Genomic DNA, 18,687 nt, shown 5'->3' on the forward strand with positions numbered 1-18,687 from the left:
CTCCGCCATCAAACCGGCGCTGTGGGAGAACCGTCACTCCTTCTACCCGGTCACCTAAAGGCAAGGCACACGAACGGTCGCCGAGAGTTCTCTGCCGGCCAAGACAAGGTTCTGCACATAGGTACCAGCGTATGACGACGCCTCTCGATTCCGCTCAGGGACACCCCTCGCAGGCCAAGGACGGCTCTACGGCAGAAGCCCATCTGCACGACCTCAAGGAGGTCGCTCGGGACACGGTGCAAGACGCCAAGCAAGAAGGCGCTGCGCATTACGAACACTATCGCGATAGCGCGGCCGACCAGCTCGGCGCCATCGCCCAGAGCGCCCAGGCGGCCGCCGACGAACTGGAAGACAAGGACACCCTGGGCCTGGCGCACTATGTCAGCGACATGGCGCAAAGCCTGACCGGCCTGGCCGAGGACCTGCGCGGCAAGAGCGCCGAGCAGCTGCTGCACCAGGCCGGCACCCTGGCGCGGGACAATCCGGCCCTGTTCCTCACCAGCAGCATCGCCATCGGCTTTGGACTGTCGCGTTTTCTCAAGGCTTCCAGCCAGCCGGATACCGGCAGCAGCTCGCGCGTCAGCGGCCCCGACGAGGTGCCTTCGCTGACCACGCCCTCGGTCGCGGCGGAAAACGAACTGGCGGAGCCGGCGGCGGGTGCCGATGTCATCCACACCAACAACATTCCCAAGGGTCCTGACCTCCATACCCCGACCACGACCCGTGGCGGCGACCCCATCGGCGGCGCGGCGATCAATCCAGCGCGCAGCGACAGCAGCCTGAACACCGGTACCTCGTCCAGCCAGCTGGATCGACCCACCCTGAGCGGAGGCAAGCAGCCATGATCAACGAGAATCCCACTCCGCGCCCCACCGAAGGCGATACCTCGGTCGTCGGCCTAGTCAAGCAGCTGGTCCATGAGGTCCCGGCCCTGTTCACCAAGGAACTGGCGCTGGCCAAGGCCGAACTGGGCGAGTCCCTGCGCACCACCAAGGCCGGTGTGGCCGGGGTCGCTGCCGGTGCCATCGTGCTGCTGGCCGGCTTCATCGTGCTGCTGATGGGTGTCGTCTACTTCCTCTCCCAGTACCTCACGCCCTGGGCCGCCGCCCTGCTGGTGGGCGCCGTGGTCATGGTGATCGGCTTTATCATGCTGCAGTCGGGCAAGAAGCAATTCGAGCCGTCCCACTTCACCCCTGATCGCACCGTCAACAGCCTGCAGAAGGACAAGGACGCCGTACGGAGGGCCGCACAATGAGCATCACCGATCATATCGATCAGGAATCCCGCAAGAATCCCGAGGAACTCGAACGCGAGATCGACCAGAAGCGCGGACACATCGAAGACCTGGTGGGCGCCCTGGAAAGCCGCCTGTCGCCGGGCCAGCTGTTCGACCAGGCGCTGTCCTACACCAAGGGGCACAGCGGGGAGTTCGCCCATAATCTGGGCAATACCCTCAAGGCCAATCCGGTCCCGGCGGTGCTGACCTCGGTGGGTCTGCTGTGGCTGGCCCTGAGCCAGAACCGCGCCCCGGCGCCGGCTACGCCGGGCACCCCGCTCAAGGACAAGCTGACGGGGGCCATGGATTCAGTGGCCAGCAGTGCCGGCCATACCCGCGATTCTCTGAACCGCGGCGGTCACGACGTACGCGACAAGGTGACCGGCCTGGGCGAAAGCGTATCGGCCAAGGCCTCTCAGACGGGTGAGCGCTTGAGCGATACCGCGGCTCAGACCAAGGACGCCCTGGGCGCCCAGGCGCAACAGCTCAAGGGCACCTTCGATACCCTGCTGCGCGAACAGCCGCTGGTGGTAGGCGCACTGGGCATCGCCCTCGGTGCGCTGCTGGGAGCCTCGCTGCCGCGCACCGAGACCGAGGATCGCGCCTTGGGCAAGCACAGCGACAAGCTGACCGCCAAGGCCAAGCAGGCGGCGAGCAGCGGCTATGAGCAGGTCAAGGCAACAGGGCGCGACGTGGCGAGCGATGCGCGCCAGACCCGTCATGACCGGGATCAGCACGCCGGTACAGGGCCGTCGTCCAGCCACCTGGGTAACGATCCCGACGCAGGCGTCGAGTCCGTGGCGGGCTCCCCAACCGCTGGCACCGGCAGTACCCTGGGAGCCACTCAGGCGACCGCGGGCATGAACGTCGGTCGTACCGCTGCCCACGGCAATACGCCTGGTGCCGTGGGCGACGAGAGCGGCATGGCCACCCCGCCGCGCAGCGTCTAACCCGGCAAGACTGCCGGGGTCAGCAAAGGACCCCGGCCACAAACAGCAAAGGCGCACAGGTCTGACCCGTGCGCCTTTGCTCGTTTCAGTACCCGCCTCAGTAACCCGGATCCGGATTTTCCTTGGGCTGCTCGGGCCGCTTGTCGTTCTGCGGGCGCTGTTCTTCACCGCCCTGATTGAGTTCCTTGTGGGTCTCGCCGACCTTGCCGGCGTTTTCCGGCTTATGGTCGAGATCGTCGCGCTTGGCCATGATGCTCACCTCTTGTGGCTGAGTAGGTTAGGCAACGGCGCGGGGCCAGGGTGCCCGCGCCAGCAGATCAACGTAAGGGCGGCGCCATGAATTCCGGGCCCACCGGATCCTTGACGTGTTCGGCGAGGAGGGCGTCGATGGCCGCTAGGTCCTCGGCGGACAGCTGCCAGCCAAAGGCCTCGTCCAACCCCTGCAGCTGCTCGGGCTTGCGCGCACCCCAGAGGGCGATGGTCGGCCCCTGATCGAGGATCCAGCGCACCGCCAGGGCCAGCACCGACTTGCCATGACGCTCGCGGGCGAAGGCGGTCAGGGCCTCCACCGCGGCCAGGTACTGGGCGAAGCGCGGGGCCTGGAACTTGGGATCGCCCTGACGCAGGTCGTCGCCGTCGAAGCGGGTCTCGGCGTTCATGCGTCCGGATAGCAGCCCGCGACACAGGGCGCCATAGGCCAGCACTACCAGACCGTGACGCTGAGCATAGGGCAGCACATCGGTCTCGATGGCGCGCTCGAAGAGATTGTAGGGCGGCTGCACGGTGGACAGGTTGGCGAACTGGCGGAAGGCTTCCAGCTGCTCGGGCGAATAGTTGCTCACGCCAATGGCGAGGATCTTGCCCTCCTGGCGCAGGCGCTCCAGTTCACGCGCGGTTTCTTCGTGGCGCACCTGGGGATCGGGCCAGTGCACCTGATAGAGGTCGATACGATCGGTGCGCAGGCGCCGCAGGGAATCCTCCACCTCCTGGCGGATGCGCGCGGCGCTGGCGTTGCGACGCACCTCTTCGTTCGGCCATTCCAAGGCCACCTTGGTGGCGATCACCGCCTGGTCGCGGATACCTTCCAGGGCCTTGCCGACGATCTCCTCGGAACGACCGAAGCCGTACACCGGGGCGGTGTCGATCAGGTTGATGCCGCCTTGGACGGCGCCACGGATGGTCTCGATGGAGCGGGCCTCGTCGGTACCGCCCCACATCCAGCCGCCAATGGCCCAGGTGCCGAGGCCGATACGGGAAACAGGGGTATCGATACCGGGGATGCGCAGGGTTTCAGTCATAGGGAGCTCCAGGCGAAGACGCCAGTTGGAAGGGTTAGCCTTGTGAGGCTAATTCAAAAGGCGTTGAATGGGGCTCAACGAACTCTTGATCCTTATCGCGTGAGGGTTGTGCATGCCAACGCTAAATCGCGGCGAATTGGCCGATCTCAACGTCTTCGTCGCCCTGGTGCGCCGGCGCAGCTTTCGCCAGGCCGCCATCGAACTGGGCGTCACCACTTCGGCGCTGAGCCATGCCCTGCGCCAACTGGAGACCCGCCTGGGGGTCAAGCTGCTCAATCGCACCAGCCGCTCGGTGGTGCCGACCCTGGCCGGCGCGGCCTTGGCGGAAAAGCTCGAACAGGGTTTCACCCTCATCGGCGAGGCCCTGGGCGAGCTGGACCAGCACCGCGACGCCCCGGTCGGTCGCCTGCGCCTGAGTGTGCCGCGGGATGCGGCGCGCCTGCTGGTGACCCCGACCCTGCCCCGGCTACTGGCGGCCTATCCGCAACTGCAGCTGGACATCAGCGTCGAGGATCGTCCGGTGGACATCGTCGCCGACGGCCTCGATGCCGGCATCCGCTATGGCGACACCGTGCCCCAGGACATGGTCGCCCTGCCGCTCACCGACGAGTTGCGCTGGATCGTGGTGGGCGCCCCTGACTACCTGGCCCGCCACGGTCGGCCGCAGCGGCCGGACGATCTCGTCGAGCACCGCTGCGTGCGGCTGCGGCTGGGCAATGGCGCCCTCTATCGCTGGGAACTGGGCAGCGGCGCCACGACCCGCACGCTGGACGTGCCGGGCCCGCTCACGGTCAACGAGACCGAGACCTCGATCCAGGCGGCCCTCGATGGCCTGGCCCTGGCCTACTGTCTGGAATGGCGGGTGGCCACGGAGCTGCGCGACGGCCGCCTGGAGCAGGTACTACCGGACTGGGCCTCACCCGGTGCGCCCCTGTGCATCTACTACCCGAGTCGACGCCAGCCCCCGCCAGGCTTGCGCCAGCTGATCGAAGCCCTCCGTCAGACCTGGACCGAGCGGCATCCCTGAACCGGGCGAACCAACCGGCGCGGAGAGAGGTCCCCTGACCACGCCGTGATCGCCTGACCGAGGAGGCCCCCTTGCCCGCTGCCAACGCCGCCGCATCCGACCTGCCGCTGCCCGTGGAACGCGAACTCAGTCCGCGGGCGCTGCTCACCGGCGCGCTGCTGGGCATCCTGCTGACCCCGGCCAACGTCTATGCCGGGCTCAAGATCGGTTGGTCGTTCAACATGTCGATCATCGCCCTGCTGGTGAGCTACGGCCTCTGGCATCGCCTGGGCCGCCGGCTGCAGCAACCGGGCTGGACGCTGCACGAGAGCAACATCAACCAGACCGTAGCCTCGGCGGCCGCCAGCATCGTCTCCGGCGGGCTGGTGGCGCCCATCCCCGCCTATACGCTGCTGACCGGCCAGGAACTGCCGACCCTGCCGCTGATGGGCTGGGTGTTCGCGGTGAGCTTTCTCGGCATCTGGGTGGCCTGGTATCTGCGCCCCCTGCTGCTGGCCGATGCCAGTCTGAGATTTCCCGAGGGCCTGGCCACCCTGGAGGCGCTGCGCCAGGTCTATACCAGCGGCGCCGAGGCCCTGGCCCGGCTGCGGGTGCTCCTGGGCGCCCTGACGCTGTCGGCGGCGGTCAAACTGGTGGACACCTTCGCCTGGATGCTCCCGCGAGCGGCGCCTTCGCCCGCGCTGGAGCGGCTGACCTTCAGCTTCGATCCCTCGCTGCTGCTGCTCGGCTTTGGCGGCATCATCGGCCTCAGGGTCGGGCTGTCGCTGCTATTCGGCACCTTGCTGGCCTGGGGCGGTGTCGCGCCCTGGCTGCTGGCCAGCGGCGTCGCCGCGCTGCCGGCGGACGCCAGCGGCCCGCAATACGCCTTCCTGGTGCAATGGCTGCTCTGGCCGGGGGTGAGCCTGATGGTCAGCGCCACCCTGGCTTCCCTGGCGGTACGGCTGATCACCCTGCCGCGCGGCGAACGGCAGCGCCAGGGCTGGCAGCGACCCCGTGCCTGGCCACTGGCGCTGTTGCTGGTGGCGGCTCTGCTGGTGGTGGTGCTGCAGGTGCGGCTGTTCGGCATCGATCCCTGGCTGGCCCTGCTCGCCCTGCCCCTGGCGCTGTTTCTCGCCGCCATGGCCGCGCGGGTGGTGGGCGCCACCGGCATTCCCCCCATCGGCGCCATCGGCCAGCTGTCGCAGCTGACCTTTGGCCTGGCTGCCCCTGGCCAGGTCAACATCAACCTGATGGGCGCCAACACCGCCGGTGGCGCGGCTGGCCAGAGCACCGACCTGATGAACGATTTCAAGGTCGGCCAGGCCATCGGCGCCACGCCCGCCAAGCAGGTGGTGGCTCAGTGCCTGGGCATCGCCCTGGGCGCGGTGACCGGGGTGCTCACCTATCGGCTGCTGATTCCCGACCCCCAGGCGCTCCTGCTCAGTGCCGCCTGGCCGGCACCGGCGGTGGCCCAGTGGAAGGCGGTGGCGGAAACCCTGACCCAGGGCCTGGGCGCCCTGGATGGCGCCATGCGCCTGGGCATCGTCCTGGGCGCCCTGGCCGGCGTGCTGTTAGGTCTGGCCGAAGCCCTGCTGCCTGCAAGACGCGCGCACTGGCTGCCCAGCTCGGCGGCCCTGGGCCTGGCCTTCATCCTGCCGGCCTCGGTATCGCTGATGATGACCCTCGGTGCCCTGCTCACCGCCCTGGTGCGCTGGCGGGCGCCGCGCCTGGCCGAGCGCTTCGCCCTGGCGGTCGCGGCGGGACTCATCGCCGGGGAAAGCCTGGCCGGTGTCGGGGCGGCCTTCTGGCAGATGCTCTCGTCTTGAACTGCGACATTTTGTCAACTGGACAATAATTTCCAGACGTAATGTCGCGAAGCTTTCAATAACCTTTCAAACCCGTGAAATTCGGGGGTTGCGGTCCGATTCAGCTTGCCAGCGCGCTTTTGCAACACATAAGGTTACAAATAGTGCGACCCACCCATGAGAGGTCTGGGCGCCTTGCGCGAGCTGTCTCCATAACAAACCCAATCCGAGCTAGCAGTCATGGCCACCACCTCGAAAGCCAAATCCGTGTTCCGCGTCGTCAGCGGAAACTTCCTCGAAATGTACGACTTCATGGTCTATGGCTTCTATGCCACGGCCATCGCCAAGACCTTCTTTCCCGGCGATAACGAACTCGCCTCCCTGATGCTGTCGCTGGCCACCTTTGGCGCCGGCTTCCTGATGCGTCCCCTGGGGGCCATCTTCCTCGGCGCCTACATCGACCGGCACGGTCGGCGTCACGGCCTGATCGTCACCCTGGCGCTGATGGCCCTGGGTACCCTGCTGATCGCCGTGGTGCCGGGCTATGCCACCCTCGGCGTCGCCGCCCCGCTGCTGGTGCTGCTCGGCCGCCTGCTGCAAGGCTTCTCCGCTGGCGTCGAACTGGGCGGCGTGTCCGTCTACCTGTCGGAAATCGCCACTCCGGGCCGCAAGGGCTTCTTCGTTTCCTGGCAATCCGCCAGTCAGCAGGTCGCGGTGGTCTTCGCCGGCGTGCTGGGCGCGCTGCTCAACCACTGGCTGTCGCCCGCCGAGATGGGTGAATGGGGCTGGCGCATTCCCTTCCTGATCGGCTGCCTGATCGTGCCCTTCCTGTTCATGATCCGCCGCTCCCTGGAAGAAAGCCCTGAATTCGAGGCGCGCAAGCATCGCCCGACCTTCCGCGAGACCATGACCTCCATCCGCCAGAACTTCGGCGTGGTGCTGGCCGGCGTGGCCATGGTGTCCATGACCACTGCCTCCTTCTACCTGATCACCGCCTACACCCCGACCTTCGGCAAGCACGAGCTGAACCTGACCGCCCTGGACAGCCTCATCGTGACCGCCTGCGTGGGCGTGTCCAACTTCATCTGGCTGCCGGTGATGGGCGCCCTGAGCGATCGCGTCGGCCGGCGTCCGCTGCTGATCTTCGCCACTGTGTTGGCCATCCTCACCGCCTACCCGGCGATGATCTGGCTGACCCACGCCCCGGGCTTCTCGCGCCTGCTGATGGTCGAGCTGTGGTTGTCCTTCCTCTATGGCACCTACAACGGTGGCATGGTGGTGGCCCTGACCGAGGTGATGCCGGCCCATGTGCGCACCACCGGCTTCTCCCTGGCCTACAGCTTGGCCACCGCGACCTTCGGCGGCTTCACCCCCATGGTCTGCACCTGGCTGATCCAGGAGACCGGCAACAAGGCCGCCCCCGGCATGTGGCTGACCCTGGCCGCCGTGCTCGGCCTGGTCGCGACCCTGACCCTGTTCAAGGGCAACGCCCAGCCGCGCTTCAAGGCCGCTACCGTCTGAGGAGGTTGTCGCAGAGCGGCACGTTGTGCCGCTCTCGCATCCGGACAGGTCGTCCCTCACCCTGATCTGTAACAGCTTTTTGCTAGGGTTGCGGCAGGCGACCGCACTGGGCGGTCGCTGTGCCGGAGCCCGCCGATGCCCATCCTTCCCCGCCTTCTCGCCGGTCTGGCCGGTGGTCTGCTGTCGCTGACCGCCGCTGCCACCGAGCTGACCCATTGGCCAGCCGACGCCGCCCGCCAACTCGATGCCCTGATCGCCGCCAATGCCAATAAGGGCAACTACGCGGTGTTCGACATGGACAACACCAGCTATCGCTACGACCTGGAGGAAGCCCTGCTGCCCTTCCTGGAAATGAAGGGCGTGCTGACCCGCGAGACCCTCGATCCTTCGCTCAAGCTGATCCCCTTCAAGGACGTCGGCGGCCACCAGGAAAGCCTCAACAGCTACTACTACCGGCTCTGCGAGATCGATGACCTGGTCTGCTATCCCTGGGTCGCCCAAGTGTTTTCCGGTTTCACCCTGCAGCAGCTCAAGGGCTATGTCGACGAGCTGATGGCCTACGGCAAGCCGATCCCCGCCACCTACTACGGCAAGGACGATAAGGTCGAGACGGTGGAGATCAATCCACCCAAGCCCTTCACCGGCCAGCAGGAGCTCTATCGCAAGCTGATGGAGAACGGTATCGAGGTCTATGTGATCAGCGCCGCCCACGAAGAGCTGGTGCGCATGGTGGCCGCCGATCCGCGCTACGGCTATGGCGTCAAGCCGGAAAATGTAATTGGCGTCACCACCCTGCTCAAGGACCCGGCCACCGGCGCCCTGACCACCGCCCGCAAGCAGATCGCCGAAGGCAAGTACGATCCCCAGGCCAACCTGAGGCTGCAGGTCACCCCCTACCTCTGGACCCCGGCCACCTGGTTCGCCGGCAAGTACGCGGCCATCCTCACCTACATCGATCCCTGGAAGAAGCCCATCCTGGTCGGCGGCGACACCCCGGTCAGCGACGGTCCCATGCTGTTCCAGGGCGTGGACGCCGCCAAGAACGGCATCCACCTGTGGATCGACCGCAAGGCCAAGTACCGCACCCAGATCGAGGCGATGATGAAGAGCAACGCCGAGGGCCAGGCCAAGGCCGGCGTAGCGGTCAACGCCGACCAGCACTGGGTGATCGTCAAACCCGAAGACATCCAGTAGGCCCGCGCTCCAGGGCGGGCTAGACTCGGGGTTCTCTCTGACTGCCCTGGAGCCCGCCATGGAACACCTGGTCCTGACCGTCATCGCCCCCGATCGCCCCGGTCTGGTGGAAGCCCTGGCCGACTGCGTGGCCGCCCAGGGCGGTAACTGGCTGGAAAGCCGCATGGCCCATCTGGCCGGCCAGTTCGCCGGGATCCTTTCGGTGGAAGTGGAGCCGGAATTGCGCAATGGCCTGGTGGAGGCCCTGCAACAGCTGGCCATTCCCGGTCTGCGCATCCTGGTCGGCGAACCCGGCCAGCCGGCTGCGGTGGGTGCGCCGCTGGTGCAGCTCGACCTCCTGGGCAACGACCGCGTCGGCATCGTCCGCGACATCACCCGGGCGCTGCATCAGGTCGGGGTCAACGTCGAACGGCTGTCCACCGAGACGCGCCCGGCCCCCATGAGCAGCGAGGTGCTGTTCCATGCCACCGCCCTGCTGGCACTGCCGGCGGACCTGGCCCTCGAAACCCTGCAGGCCCATCTGGAAACCCTCACCGACGACCTGATGGTGGAGCTCAAGCTCTATCGGCATGGACATGACCAGCACTAAAGTAGGCTTCAGGGCAGCGATCTATAAAGATCTATAAAGATCTATAAAGATCTATAAAGATCTATAAAGATCTATAATCGACTTTAATCGCCTTGAATTGGGAGTTGTCGATGCCCGAGCGTTTCTATCACCGACACGCCATGGCTACTACCTATGCTGCCAAGATCATGGCAGACCCGCTGCATCCCGGTCTGTTTTTGGCGGCGCCACGGCGAACCGGCAAGACCACCTTCATGCGGGAAGATCTGGCGCCCGCACTCCAGCTCGCAGGTGCCGAGGTGATCTAGGTCGATCTCTGGTCGAATCGACAGACTGATCCGGCTGAGTTGATCAATCAAGCGGTTCAGGTTGCCATCGAGCGCAATCTTGGTCTGATCGCCAAGCTGACCAAGCAAAGCGGCGTGGTGAAACTCAAGGTGGGTGGGGTCGAGATAGATACCGGCAGCATTGGCAAAGCCAAGGGCGTAACCCTGGCCGCTGCGCTGGCAGCGCTTTCCGACAGTCTCGGCAAGCCGATAGTGCTCATTATCGACGAAGCTCAGCATGCCGTGACCACAGCGGCTGGCAGCAACACGCTCTTCGCCCTCAAGGCGGCTCGCGACGAATTGAACGGCTCACACCATCACGGCCTGAGACTTATCTGCACCGGTTCCAGCCGGGACAAGCTGGCAATGCTCAGAAACAGCCGCGACCAAGCCTTCTTCAATGCGCCCCTGGTCAACTTTCCCCATCTTGACAGATGCTATGTGGACTGGTTCTGCGCGCAGTCCAGGCTCGATTTCGCCCTTGATCCAGAAGTAGTCTGGAGTAAATTCGTCGAAGCGGGCTATCGCCCCGAGGCATTGCAAGCGGCCCGTGAGGTACTCGAATACTCAATGATCGATGATGCTGCAGTGGGCAATGTCGCTTTTGCTGAAGCCGTCGACGAGCACGTGCGAGAGATGTCCGAGAGCGCTCTAGCCGTGATTCGCAGCCTCACACCGATTCAAGCGGCCGTACTGAAGGTGATGGCGGTCCAGGGCAAGGACTATGCGCCTTTCGAATTGGCAACTCTTGGCAAGTACGCAGAAATGCTACAGCTCGCCGGTATGAGCGAGGCCCAGGCCCAGGAGGCCGCCTACGCGCAGAACGTACAGCAGGCCCTGGCTGCTTTGCAGGAAAAGGCATTGATCTGGAAAGCTGAGCGCGGCGTTTACGCCATCGAAGAGCAAGGACTGCCGGACCTCATGCGTAGCGCCGGCATGCTGCCGGACGCTTCGTCAAACTAAGGGCGTTCAGCTGACCATCGGGGCGGCAAGCCCTATCGCCCCTGCCCCTTCTCCAACCGCCGCCGGATGCCTTCGGGCATGTCTTCCGGCAGCGGCATCCGGCCATCCGCCGGCAGGGCCTCCAGGCCGGCTTCGTCCAGCAGCACCAGCAGCTCCTCCTTGAGGCGACTCAGGGCAAAGGCCTGCCAGGCCTCGCGTACCGCAGGGAAGAGCTCCAGTTCGTAGTCGAAGGTGCGGATCGGCCGCCGGCTCTCCAGGGCAGCGCGCAAGAGTGGCTGGGCGTGGGGATGACGCAACTGGTGCAGAAAGGCTTCGCGCAGCTCCAGGCGGTCGTCCTGGGTCAGCCGCGGCAACGGCAGGTAGCGTTCGGGATCTTCCAGTTCCTCGCGCTCTTCCAGACTGAGGTCGTCCGGGTCGAGCAGGCGCAGGGCGCCGCTTTCGAGATCGAGGAAGTGAGTACCTCGCTCTCGGCTGTCGAGGGCGGCAGCCAGTAGCTCGAGGTCGAGGGTCAGGGGGCGCATGGCAGGACTCCGGCACAGGCGAACAGGAGCGGAGACAGAGCTCCGCTCCTGTTGCGACCCTAGCACCGGAGCTGGCGTTCAGCCCTTCCGCTGATAGGGAAAGAAGCGCCGTTCGCGCAGGTCGTGCTCGATCTGCTCCAGGCTCTTGCCCTTGGTCTCCGGCACCAGGCGCCAGATGAACAGCAGGGCCACCAGGGAAATGCCGGCATAGAGCCAGAAGGTGTGGGCGGCGCCCAGCTGGGTCACCAGGCTCAGGGTGGTGAGGGTCACCAGCAGGTCGAAGCCCCAGTGGCTGAAGGCGCCGACGCTGGCGCCCTTGCCGCGCACGAACAGCGGATAGACCTCGGCGTTGATCAGCCAGATGCAGACGCCGAAGCCGCCGCAATTGAGCATCAGGTAGGCGGCCAGGCAGGCCACCACCGTCCAGCGCTCGACATCGGTCTGGGGACCGGCGCCCTGGAACAGGTACCCCATGATCGCCAGGGCGACGATGGAGCCGGGAATCAGCGTCAGCAGATAGCGGCGACGACCGATGCGATCCACCAGGAAGCTGCCGACCACGGTCATGATCACCACCAGGATGGTGCTGCAGCCGGTGGCCAGCACCGCGGTCTGGTCGGAGAAACCGGCCTGGGTGAGGATGGTGGGTGCGTAGTAGATCAGGGCGTTGTTGCCGGTGATCTGCGAGAACATGGCGATGCCGGCGCCCACCAGCAGGGCCGGACGGACCCAGGGCGAGAAGAGGTCACTCCAGTTGCCTTCCGGCGCGTTGCTCACGGTCTTGATCTCGGCCAGTTCGGCCTGGGCCGCGGCCTTGCCGCCACGGACCCGTTCCAGCACCGCCAGGGCGTCGCCCTCGCGGCCCTTGACCAGCAGCCAGCGCGGACTTTCCGGCAGTACCGCCATGCCCGCCAACAGGATCAGCGCCGGCACCAGGCCGAGGCCGAACATCCAGCGCCAGTGTTCGTCCAGGGCGAAGCCGGTGAAATAGGCCACGGTGATGCCGAACACCACCATGAACTGGAACAGCACCACCAGCTTGCCGCGGTGCTCCGGCGGCGCCACCTCGGCGATGTACACCGGGATGATCTGGGTGGAGCTGCCAGCCGACAGGCCGAGCAGGAAGCGCGACAGGATCAGCAGGGTGACGTTGGGCGACAGCGCCGAGAGCACCGAACCCAGGGCGAACACCAGGGCCACGCCAATGATGGTCTTGCGGCGACCGAGGCGGTCGGAGATCGGGCCGGTGCCGAGGCAGCCGAACAGGGCGCCAAAGATGATGGCGCCGGTCACCAGTTGCTTGACGGTGTCGTCCATGGCGAATTCGCGGCCGAGGCCGAGCAGGGCGACGCCGATGATGCCGGTGTCGTAGCCGAACAGCAGACCGCCCAGGGCGGCGATCACGGCGATGAGCACGACCAGCCCCTTGCGCGGGGTGGCCGCCACGGGTGCGGCGAGCGAGGGTGATGAAGCGAGCATGGGGAAATCCTTTCTTGTTTTGCCAGGGCAAGGATCGCGGCGGCGACCTGATCCACCCGCGCGGGCGGGCCGTGGGGGAGCATGGCCCAGGGAAAAGCACGATGCGGCAGGCAGAGAAACGTTAGGTGAATCGTTTCACCTAATGATGCCAGTTGTAACAGGACTTGTGAAAAGCATCACGCTTGGCGACCGGCAGCGCCTAGCTGCCGATGGTCAGTTCCTGGAAGCGCTGCTCGGGCAGTGCCGCTGCGCCCTGCCCCGGGCGCAGCGCCTGATCGCCCAGGCGCTCGACCAGGAAATCGATGAATACCTTGAGCTTGGGTGGCAGGTGGCGCGTCGCCGGATAGAGCAGCCAGGCGCCGCCGTGGTAGTGCGGCAGAAAGGACCACTCCGGCAGCACCTGGATGATCTCGCCACGGGCCAGGGCCGCCTGGGCGGTGAACAGCGGCAGGCTGCCGATACCAATGTGGTTGAGCACCGCGTCCAGGCGCACCCCGGTGTGGTTGGCGGCATAGCGACCGCGCACATTGACGTGGACCACCTTGGCGCCCTGGCGGAATTTCCAGCGCGAATCGGCCGGCTCTTCCGCCAGGTAGATGCAGCTGTGCCCGGCCAGATCGCGGGGATGGGCGGGCTGGCCATGCTCGGCCAGGTACTGCGGCGTGGCGCAGAGCAGGTGCTCGATGGTCAGCAGCTGACGGCCCACCAGCCCGGGCGGCGGCCGGTCGGTGATGCGGATGGCCAGGTCGACGTTCTCGTCGATCAGATCGACATAGCGGTCTTCCAGCAGCAATTGCACGTCCACCGCCGGATAGCGACGCAGGAAGTCGGCCATGTGCGGATGGATCACCGTGCTGCCCACCGCCTTGGGCACCGACAGCCGGACGATGCCGGCCGGCGCCTGGTTGAACTGGCCACTGACCTCCAGCACCGCCCGCGCGGCGCCGACCATGTCGCTGCAGCGCCGATAGACCTCCTCCCCCGCCTCCGACAGGCGCAGCTTGCGCGTACTGCGATTGAGCAGCCGGGTGCCCAAAGCCTTCTCCAGGCGCGCCACGCTGCGACTGGTGGAGGATGGGGTCAGACCCAGCTGACGGGCCGCCGCAGAGAAGCTGCCGCTCTCCACCACCCGCACGAAGATGGCCATCTCGCTGAGCAGCGGCAGGGGAAGATTTATGCTCACAGCGCAAAATTCCTTTGGAGAGAGGGTGGATTATCACCCTTGCGTGCGCTCTTTAGAATGAGGATGTTTCTCGTTTTCTAGGTAGTAGACGTATGACCGAGCGCCTGTATTTCCTGAGCGACAGCCTGATCGCCGAGGTCGAGGTCCACGCCTGTAGCGCCGCCGAGGACGGTTATGTCGTCGAATTGCTGGCCACGCCCTTCCATCCCCAGGGCGGCGGCCAGCCCAGTGACACCGGCTGGATCGGCACCGCCGAGGTGACCCGGGTGGTCCAGGACGGCGACCGTATCCTGCACCACACCACCCGCCCCCTGCCGCCCGGCCGCGTGCTGGCCCGGGTCGACGAAGGCCGGCGCCAGTTGCATTCGCGGCTGCATTCGGCCGGGCACCTGCTCGGTCACATCGGCGAGACCCATGGCTGGAAGCCGGTCAAGGCCCATCACTGGCCGGGCGAAGGCCGCATCGAATTCATTCCGGGCGAGGCATCGCAGCCCCTGGACAGCGAAGCCCTGCAGGCGCATTTCGACGCCCTGGTGGAAGAAGACCTGCCGCTGCATGTCGAGGTGCAGGCCGATGGCCAGCGCCAGGTGCGCTTTGGCGAGGACGTAGCGCGCTATGCCTGCGGCGGAACCCACGTGCGCTCCCTGCGCGCGGTCGGCGCCCTGAGCGCCCTGGGCGTCAAGGAAAAGAAGGGACGCCTGCTGGTGAGCTACGACATGGCTGGCGCCTGATCAACCGCTCACCTCACCCGCAGAAAGGAAGCGCCATGCTGCTCGAACTCGACGCTCTCGACACCGAGAGTCTGCTCCGTCTCACCGATGAACGCCTGCTGGCCGTGCGGGTGCGCCACTTCGTGCCGCGTCCGCTGGCCGACGACCTCGGCCAGCAGATCCTCGGCAACGGCTTCGCCACCTACACCAACGCTCCCAGCATCGGCCGCATCGGCATGGCCTTCTACGAGGCGGAGCACCAGCGCGCGCAGATGGACGACTACTTCGCCAGCGTCACCAGCAACCTGGAAGAATTGCGCCGCCGCTGCCGCCCCTACCTCAATCCCATCGACCTGGTGCGCTGCACCCTCGACGAGGTCTGGCCCGCGGGGGCCCAGCTGCAGACCCTCTGGGGCCGCAAGATGTACGTCGGCCTGTCGCGGGTGGTGAAGCCGGGGGTGCGCTTTCTCGCCCACCACGACATCTTCGCCAAGGACGCGCCGGGCAGCGAGGAAGCCGAGAGCCTGGTCGCCCAGCTGGCCTGCAACGTCTACCTGACCATGCCCAGCCTCGGCGGCGAATTGCAGCTCTGGTCGCGCGAGCTGTCGCCGGAGGCCTTTGACGCCATGCGCGGCGACAGCTACGGCATCGAACCCGACCGCCTCGGCCCGCCCTGCCTGACCATCCGCCCCGAACCGGGCGATCTGATCCTCTTCAATTCCCGCCGCATGCACGCCGTGACCCCCGGCAACGACCAGCCGCGGCTGTCGCTGTCGTGCTTCGTCGGCTATCGCGGGGCGGCCGAACCCCTCACGTACTGGAGCTGACATGTCCCCCTACCTGAGCGAATTCCTCGCCCTGGCGACCATCCACTTCCTCGCCGTGCTGGCGCCCGGCCCGGATTTCGCCGTGACCGTGCGTCAGAGCGTGAGATTCGGCCGCCTGATCGGCCTCTGTACCGCCCTGGGCATCGGCGCCGGCATCTCGGTGCACGTGCTCTACACCCTGCTCGGCATCGGCGCCCTGATGCACGCCACGCCCTGGCTGCTGGGCGTCGCCAAGGTGGTCGGCGGCGCCTACATCCTCTGGCTGGGCTTCAACCTGATCCGCAGCAAGCCCACCGCCGCGCCGCTGGACGACAGCCAGTGGCAGCAGGCCGATCTGCAACGGCAGTCGCCCGGCAAGGCCTTCCTCACCGGCTTCCTGACCAATGCCACCAATCCCAAGGCCACCCTGTTCTTCCTGGCCATCTTCACCACGGTGGTCAGCGGCAGTACGCCGCTGACCGTCCAGGGCCTCTATGGCCTGTGGATGTGCGCGGTCAACGCCGCTTGGTTCGCCCTGGTCAGCCTGCTGTTTTCCAGTCCACGTGTTCGCCAGACCTTCCTGCGCCTGGGCCACTGGTTCGAGAGAACCATGGGCCTGGTGCTGGTTTTCTTCGCCGGTCGACTGCTGTTGTCGGCGCTTTGACGTCAGCCACCCCGTTTTTTGGAGGTCCGCCATGCCTTACGTCCACCGCGCTCCCGCTGGAATCCCCACGGAAAAATTCGTCGTCCGCCTGCCCGATGGCATGCGTGAACGCATCGCTGCCGTGGCCCGCTCCCATCGCCACAGCATGAACACCGAGATCGTCGCCTGGCTGGAACGCAGCCTGGTGCAGGATGGGGTTCTGGAGCAGCAGCAGGGCGAAGCGGACGACGACCTGCTCAATGCCAGCGAGCAACTGCTGCTGCAGCGCTTCCGCCAGCTCAACGAGCGCCAGCAGAAGGCGCTTATCTCGGTGCTGGAACTGGAATTGCCAGTGCCCGTGAACAGCCGCGAAACCGCCTGACGGCGTCCGGCGCCACCGCCGGTCGGCAGCAGGCCGCTAGCCTGGCGACCGGCCCTGACGTGCGGCTTTCAAGTATCGATCGGGACGGCCGATGAAGGGGGTCTTCGACCTCTCTTCCGGTACTCCCATGTCTGTTTCCAAAGCCTCCTGGCTGAGCAATCTCGGCATTTCCAAGAAGCTGGCCCTGGGCTTCGGCGCCCTGCTGGTCATGGTGACGGTGGTAGCCCTGTTCGGCTATCTCACCGCCAACACCCTGCTCGATCGCATCACCAAGACGCGCTACAGCGGTGAGCTCAAAGCCCACATTCTCAACGTCAGGATCGACGAGAAGAACTACCTGCTCGATCCCAGTGCCGCCAGCGTCGCTCGGCAGCAGACCGATCTGGCCGTGGTCGCGGAAGATGTCGCCAAGGGCCTGAGCTTGCTGAGCAACCCGGCCAACGTCGCCATCCTGCACAGCATTCAGCAGGAGATGAAGACCTACCAGGAGCGCTTCACCGCCCTGCAGCAGTCCAATCAGACCAGCGCCGAGGCCCAGAAGGAGTTGACCCGGGTCTCCGATAACGTCACCGAGACCTTCGACCAGTTGTTCGACCTGGTCTTCGCGCCGGGTGGCAGCTACAGCACCGCCGACCTCAAGGCCGTGGCCGAGATGAAGGCGCAGATGGTCGGCGTGCGCCTGGCCATCCGCCGCTTCCTCGGCACCCCCGACGACAGCAAGTCCCAGGCGACGCTCAAGGTCATCGACGGCTTGCTCCAGACCCTGGCCAGCGCCCAGAAGCAGATCGATGGCGACACCGCCGCCCGCCTCTACAGCGCCACCCAGGACGTGACCCGCTATCGCGCCTTCTTCGAATCCATCGTCGCGCAGAATCGCCAGGCCCAGGCCACGGTCGCCAGCCTGCAGGAGCAGGGCAACAAGCTGGTGCAGTTGCTGGATCAACTGGGCGAGGGCCAGCTCAAGTCCGCCGCCGCCGAACGCCAGGCCGCCCTGTTCAAGCTGTTGCTGACCAGCCTGATCGCCCTGCTCATCGGCATCGCCGCCGCCTGGCTGATCGCCCGCCAGATCACCCAGCCGCTGGCGACCGCCATGGCCATGCTCAAGCGCGTCGCCGCCGGCGACCTGACCCCGAGCGACGCGGTGACCCGCCGTGACGAACTGGGCGAATTGCAACGCACCACCCAGGCCATGGCCGCTGACCTGCGCCAGCTCGTCGGTGGCATCGCCAGCGGCGTGGGGCAACTCAGCAGCGCGGCCGACGAACTCTCGGCCTTTGGCGTCCAGACCAGCCGTGGCGCCACCCAGCAGCGTGACGAGATGCACCAGGTGGCCACCGCCATGAACGAGATGGCGGCCACGGTGCACAACGTGGCGCAAAACACCGCCAACGCCTCCAGCGCCGCGCAGAACGCCGACAACATGGCGCGCGAAGGCAGCCGTACGGTCAAGCGCGCGGCCCAGGAAATCACCCTGGCCGCCGAAGAGGTGCAGGGCCTGGGCGCGGCCATGGAGCGCCTGGACGCCGCCAGCGGTCGCATCGGCAGCGTCATCGACGTGATCAAGGCGATCGCCGAGCAGACCAACCTGCTGGCGCTCAACGCCGCCATCGAAGCGGCCCGCGCCGGCGAACAGGGCCGCGGCTTCGCCGTGGTGGCCGACGAGGTCAGGTCCCTGGCGCAGCGGACCCAGGAATCCACTCAGGAAATCGGCGAACTCATCGCCACCCTGCAACAGGGCACCACCGAGGCCAGTGCGCGCATGCAGGCCAGCCGTGACCGTACCCTGGGCACCGTGACCCTGGCCCAGGACGCCGAGCGCGCCCTGGACGTCATCTACCAGACGGTGGCGGAGATCCAGAGCCTCAACCAGCAGATCGCCACCGCGGTGGAAGAGCAGAGCCTGGTAGCCGAGGAGATCAACGGCAACGTGGTCAAGGTCAGTGGCCTGGCCGAGGAGTCCGCCACTGCCAACGCCCATGCCGCGGCTTCGGTCAACGAACTGGCCCGCCTGGGCGGCGATCTGCAGCAGATGGTCGCGCGCTTCCGCGTCTGACCC

General features: G+C 66.3%; 20 protein-coding genes and 1 pseudogene. 16 read left to right on the forward strand and 5 right to left on the reverse strand.

The annotated features are described in order from the left end of the window. Nucleotides 1–131 precede the first annotated feature (131 nt). Genes BMZ43_RS16815 through BMZ43_RS16825 form a run of 3 tightly spaced genes read left to right on the forward strand, consistent with a single transcriptional unit; the run spans nucleotide 132 to nucleotide 2,226 of the window. Complete coding sequence (locus tag BMZ43_RS16815; protein ID WP_026083705.1) at nucleotides 132–845, forward strand: hypothetical protein; 714 nt, start codon at nucleotides 132–134, stop codon at nucleotides 843–845. Further along, entirely contained in the window at nucleotides 842–1,255 is a 414-nt protein-coding gene (locus BMZ43_RS16820; protein ID WP_093255052.1) for a phage holin family protein, read from the forward strand. Before BMZ43_RS16815 ends, BMZ43_RS16820 begins: the two co-directional genes overlap by 4 nt. After that, on the forward strand, nucleotides 1,252–2,226 hold the full coding sequence (locus BMZ43_RS16825; RefSeq protein ID WP_093255055.1) for a DUF3618 domain-containing protein: 975 nt from the start codon (nucleotides 1,252–1,254) through the stop codon (nucleotides 2,224–2,226). Before BMZ43_RS16820 ends, BMZ43_RS16825 begins: the two co-directional genes overlap by 4 nt. Nucleotides 2,227–2,323: 97 nt before the next feature. On the opposite strand, the gene BMZ43_RS26545 is transcribed toward BMZ43_RS16825, so the two are convergent. Both BMZ43_RS26545 and BMZ43_RS16835 read right to left on the reverse strand, forming a co-directional pair. Further along, entirely contained in the window at nucleotides 2,324–2,476 is a 153-nt protein-coding gene (locus BMZ43_RS26545) for a hypothetical protein (RefSeq protein WP_017639863.1), read from the reverse strand. Nucleotides 2,477–2,543: 67 nt separating this feature from the next. Further along, on the reverse strand, nucleotides 2,544–3,524 hold the full coding sequence (locus tag BMZ43_RS16835; RefSeq protein ID WP_093255058.1) for an aldo/keto reductase: 981 nt from the start codon (nucleotides 3,522–3,524) through the stop codon (nucleotides 2,544–2,546). 112 nt (nucleotides 3,525–3,636) lie between these two features. On the opposite strand from BMZ43_RS16835, the gene BMZ43_RS16840 reads away from it, so the two are divergent. The 7 genes from BMZ43_RS16840 to BMZ43_RS16865 all read left to right on the forward strand — a co-directional run bounded on the left by BMZ43_RS16840 (nucleotide 3,637) and on the right by BMZ43_RS16865 (nucleotide 10,907). Next, nucleotides 3,637–4,551, forward strand: a complete 915-nt coding sequence (locus tag BMZ43_RS16840; protein WP_064306862.1) for a LysR family transcriptional regulator — start codon at nucleotides 3,637–3,639, stop codon at nucleotides 4,549–4,551. Between the two features lie 71 nt (nucleotides 4,552–4,622). Continuing rightward, nucleotides 4,623–6,356, forward strand: a complete 1,734-nt coding sequence (locus tag BMZ43_RS16845; protein ID WP_093255061.1) for an OPT family oligopeptide transporter — start codon at nucleotides 4,623–4,625, stop codon at nucleotides 6,354–6,356. Between the two features lie 219 nt (nucleotides 6,357–6,575). Beyond that, nucleotides 6,576–7,856, forward strand: coding sequence for an MFS transporter (locus BMZ43_RS16850; protein WP_093255063.1), 1,281 nt, complete (start codon nucleotides 6,576–6,578; stop codon nucleotides 7,854–7,856). A 135-nt stretch (nucleotides 7,857–7,991) separates the two neighbouring features. Beyond that, nucleotides 7,992–9,050 (forward strand): HAD family hydrolase, encoded by a 1,059-nt coding sequence (locus tag BMZ43_RS16855; RefSeq protein WP_093255065.1) that lies wholly within the window; start codon nucleotides 7,992–7,994, stop codon nucleotides 9,048–9,050. A 58-nt stretch (nucleotides 9,051–9,108) separates the two neighbouring features. Beyond that, nucleotides 9,109–9,639, forward strand: a complete 531-nt coding sequence (locus BMZ43_RS16860; protein WP_017639869.1) for a glycine cleavage system transcriptional repressor — start codon at nucleotides 9,109–9,111, stop codon at nucleotides 9,637–9,639. Between the two features lie 110 nt (nucleotides 9,640–9,749). After that, nucleotides 9,750–9,926 (forward strand): hypothetical protein, encoded by a 177-nt coding sequence (locus BMZ43_RS26925; RefSeq protein ID WP_256562976.1) that lies wholly within the window; start codon nucleotides 9,750–9,752, stop codon nucleotides 9,924–9,926. Between the two features lie 39 nt (nucleotides 9,927–9,965). Beyond that, nucleotides 9,966–10,907, forward strand: a complete 942-nt coding sequence (locus BMZ43_RS16865; RefSeq protein WP_256562978.1) for an ATP-binding protein — start codon at nucleotides 9,966–9,968, stop codon at nucleotides 10,905–10,907. A 32-nt stretch (nucleotides 10,908–10,939) separates the two neighbouring features. On the opposite strand, the gene BMZ43_RS16870 is transcribed toward BMZ43_RS16865, so the two are convergent. The 3 genes from BMZ43_RS16870 to BMZ43_RS16880 form a co-directional block, all read right to left on the reverse strand. Then, on the reverse strand, nucleotides 10,940–11,428 hold the full coding sequence (locus tag BMZ43_RS16870; RefSeq protein WP_064306867.1) for a UPF0158 family protein: 489 nt from the start codon (nucleotides 11,426–11,428) through the stop codon (nucleotides 10,940–10,942). A 78-nt stretch (nucleotides 11,429–11,506) separates the two neighbouring features. Beyond that, entirely contained in the window at nucleotides 11,507–12,907 is a 1,401-nt protein-coding gene (locus BMZ43_RS16875) for a sugar porter family MFS transporter (RefSeq protein ID WP_093255067.1), read from the reverse strand. A gap of 199 nt (nucleotides 12,908–13,106) precedes the next feature. Beyond that, a complete protein-coding gene (locus BMZ43_RS16880; RefSeq protein WP_007159848.1) occupies nucleotides 13,107–14,090 on the reverse strand; it encodes a LysR family transcriptional regulator in 984 nt (327 codons plus the stop codon). A 92-nt stretch (nucleotides 14,091–14,182) separates the two neighbouring features. On the opposite strand from BMZ43_RS16880, the gene BMZ43_RS16885 reads away from it, so the two are divergent. The 6 genes and pseudogenes from BMZ43_RS16885 to BMZ43_RS27445 all read left to right on the forward strand — a co-directional run bounded on the left by BMZ43_RS16885 (nucleotide 14,183) and on the right by BMZ43_RS27445 (nucleotide 18,684). Then, nucleotides 14,183–14,821, forward strand: a complete 639-nt coding sequence (locus tag BMZ43_RS16885; RefSeq protein ID WP_093255069.1) for an alanyl-tRNA editing protein — start codon at nucleotides 14,183–14,185, stop codon at nucleotides 14,819–14,821. Nucleotides 14,822–14,856: 35 nt separating this feature from the next. Then, nucleotides 14,857–15,627, forward strand: coding sequence for a 2OG-Fe(II) oxygenase (locus tag BMZ43_RS16890; RefSeq protein WP_093255071.1), 771 nt, complete (start codon nucleotides 14,857–14,859; stop codon nucleotides 15,625–15,627). Between the two features lies 1 nt (nucleotide 15,628). Further along, the gene (locus BMZ43_RS16895; protein WP_093255073.1) at nucleotides 15,629–16,270 is read left to right on the forward strand and encodes a LysE family translocator; all 642 of its coding nucleotides are present in this window, start codon (nucleotides 15,629–15,631) and stop codon (nucleotides 16,268–16,270) included. A gap of 31 nt (nucleotides 16,271–16,301) precedes the next feature. Next, nucleotides 16,302–16,631, forward strand: a complete 330-nt coding sequence (locus BMZ43_RS16900) for an Arc family DNA-binding protein (protein ID WP_037063379.1) — start codon at nucleotides 16,302–16,304, stop codon at nucleotides 16,629–16,631. Nucleotides 16,632–16,839: 208 nt separating this feature from the next. After that, nucleotides 16,840–17,985, forward strand: a pseudogene (locus tag BMZ43_RS27440) (methyl-accepting chemotaxis protein); the annotation flags it as partial. After that, nucleotides 17,959–18,684: a methyl-accepting chemotaxis protein gene (locus tag BMZ43_RS27445; protein WP_371099774.1), complete on the forward strand. Its 726-nt coding sequence runs from the start codon at nucleotides 17,959–17,961 to the stop codon at nucleotides 18,682–18,684. The pseudogene BMZ43_RS27440 and the gene BMZ43_RS27445, both read left to right, overlap by 27 nt. Nucleotides 18,685–18,687 lie beyond the last annotated feature (3 nt).

This window comes from Pseudomonas sp. Snoq117.2, from assembly GCF_900110545.1.
In the GTDB taxonomy this organism is placed as follows: domain Bacteria; phylum Pseudomonadota; class Gammaproteobacteria; order Pseudomonadales; family Pseudomonadaceae; genus Chryseomonas; species Chryseomonas benzopyrenica.

Bases quoted from the DNA above. Each gene is read 5' to 3' on its own strand.
- BMZ43_RS16885 (WP_093255069.1), top strand. From the start codon at position 14,183: ATGACCGAGCGCCTGTATTTCCTGAGCGACAGCCTGATCGCCGAGGTC.
- BMZ43_RS16870 (WP_064306867.1), bottom strand. From the start codon at position 11,428: ATGCGCCCCCTGACCCTCGACCTCGAGCTACTGGCTGCCGCCCTCGAC.
- BMZ43_RS16820 (WP_093255052.1), top strand. From the start codon at position 842: ATGATCAACGAGAATCCCACTCCGCGCCCCACCGAAGGCGATACCTCG.
- BMZ43_RS16900 (WP_037063379.1), top strand. From the start codon at position 16,302: ATGCCTTACGTCCACCGCGCTCCCGCTGGAATCCCCACGGAAAAATTC.
- BMZ43_RS16860 (WP_017639869.1), top strand. From the start codon at position 9,109: ATGGAACACCTGGTCCTGACCGTCATCGCCCCCGATCGCCCCGGTCTG.
- BMZ43_RS16855 (WP_093255065.1), top strand. From the start codon at position 7,992: ATGCCCATCCTTCCCCGCCTTCTCGCCGGTCTGGCCGGTGGTCTGCTG.
- BMZ43_RS16815 (WP_026083705.1), top strand. From the start codon at position 132: ATGACGACGCCTCTCGATTCCGCTCAGGGACACCCCTCGCAGGCCAAG.
- BMZ43_RS16840 (WP_064306862.1), top strand. From the start codon at position 3,637: ATGCCAACGCTAAATCGCGGCGAATTGGCCGATCTCAACGTCTTCGTC.
- BMZ43_RS16835 (WP_093255058.1), bottom strand. From the start codon at position 3,524: ATGACTGAAACCCTGCGCATCCCCGGTATCGATACCCCTGTTTCCCGT.
- BMZ43_RS16875 (WP_093255067.1), bottom strand. From the start codon at position 12,907: ATGCTCGCTTCATCACCCTCGCTCGCCGCACCCGTGGCGGCCACCCCG.
- BMZ43_RS16890 (WP_093255071.1), top strand. From the start codon at position 14,857: ATGCTGCTCGAACTCGACGCTCTCGACACCGAGAGTCTGCTCCGTCTC.
- BMZ43_RS16825 (WP_093255055.1), top strand. From the start codon at position 1,252: ATGAGCATCACCGATCATATCGATCAGGAATCCCGCAAGAATCCCGAG.
- BMZ43_RS16895 (WP_093255073.1), top strand. From the start codon at position 15,629: ATGTCCCCCTACCTGAGCGAATTCCTCGCCCTGGCGACCATCCACTTC.
- BMZ43_RS26925 (WP_256562976.1), top strand. From the start codon at position 9,750: ATGCCCGAGCGTTTCTATCACCGACACGCCATGGCTACTACCTATGCT.
- BMZ43_RS16850 (WP_093255063.1), top strand. From the start codon at position 6,576: ATGGCCACCACCTCGAAAGCCAAATCCGTGTTCCGCGTCGTCAGCGGA.
- BMZ43_RS26545 (WP_017639863.1), bottom strand. From the start codon at position 2,476: ATGGCCAAGCGCGACGATCTCGACCATAAGCCGGAAAACGCCGGCAAG.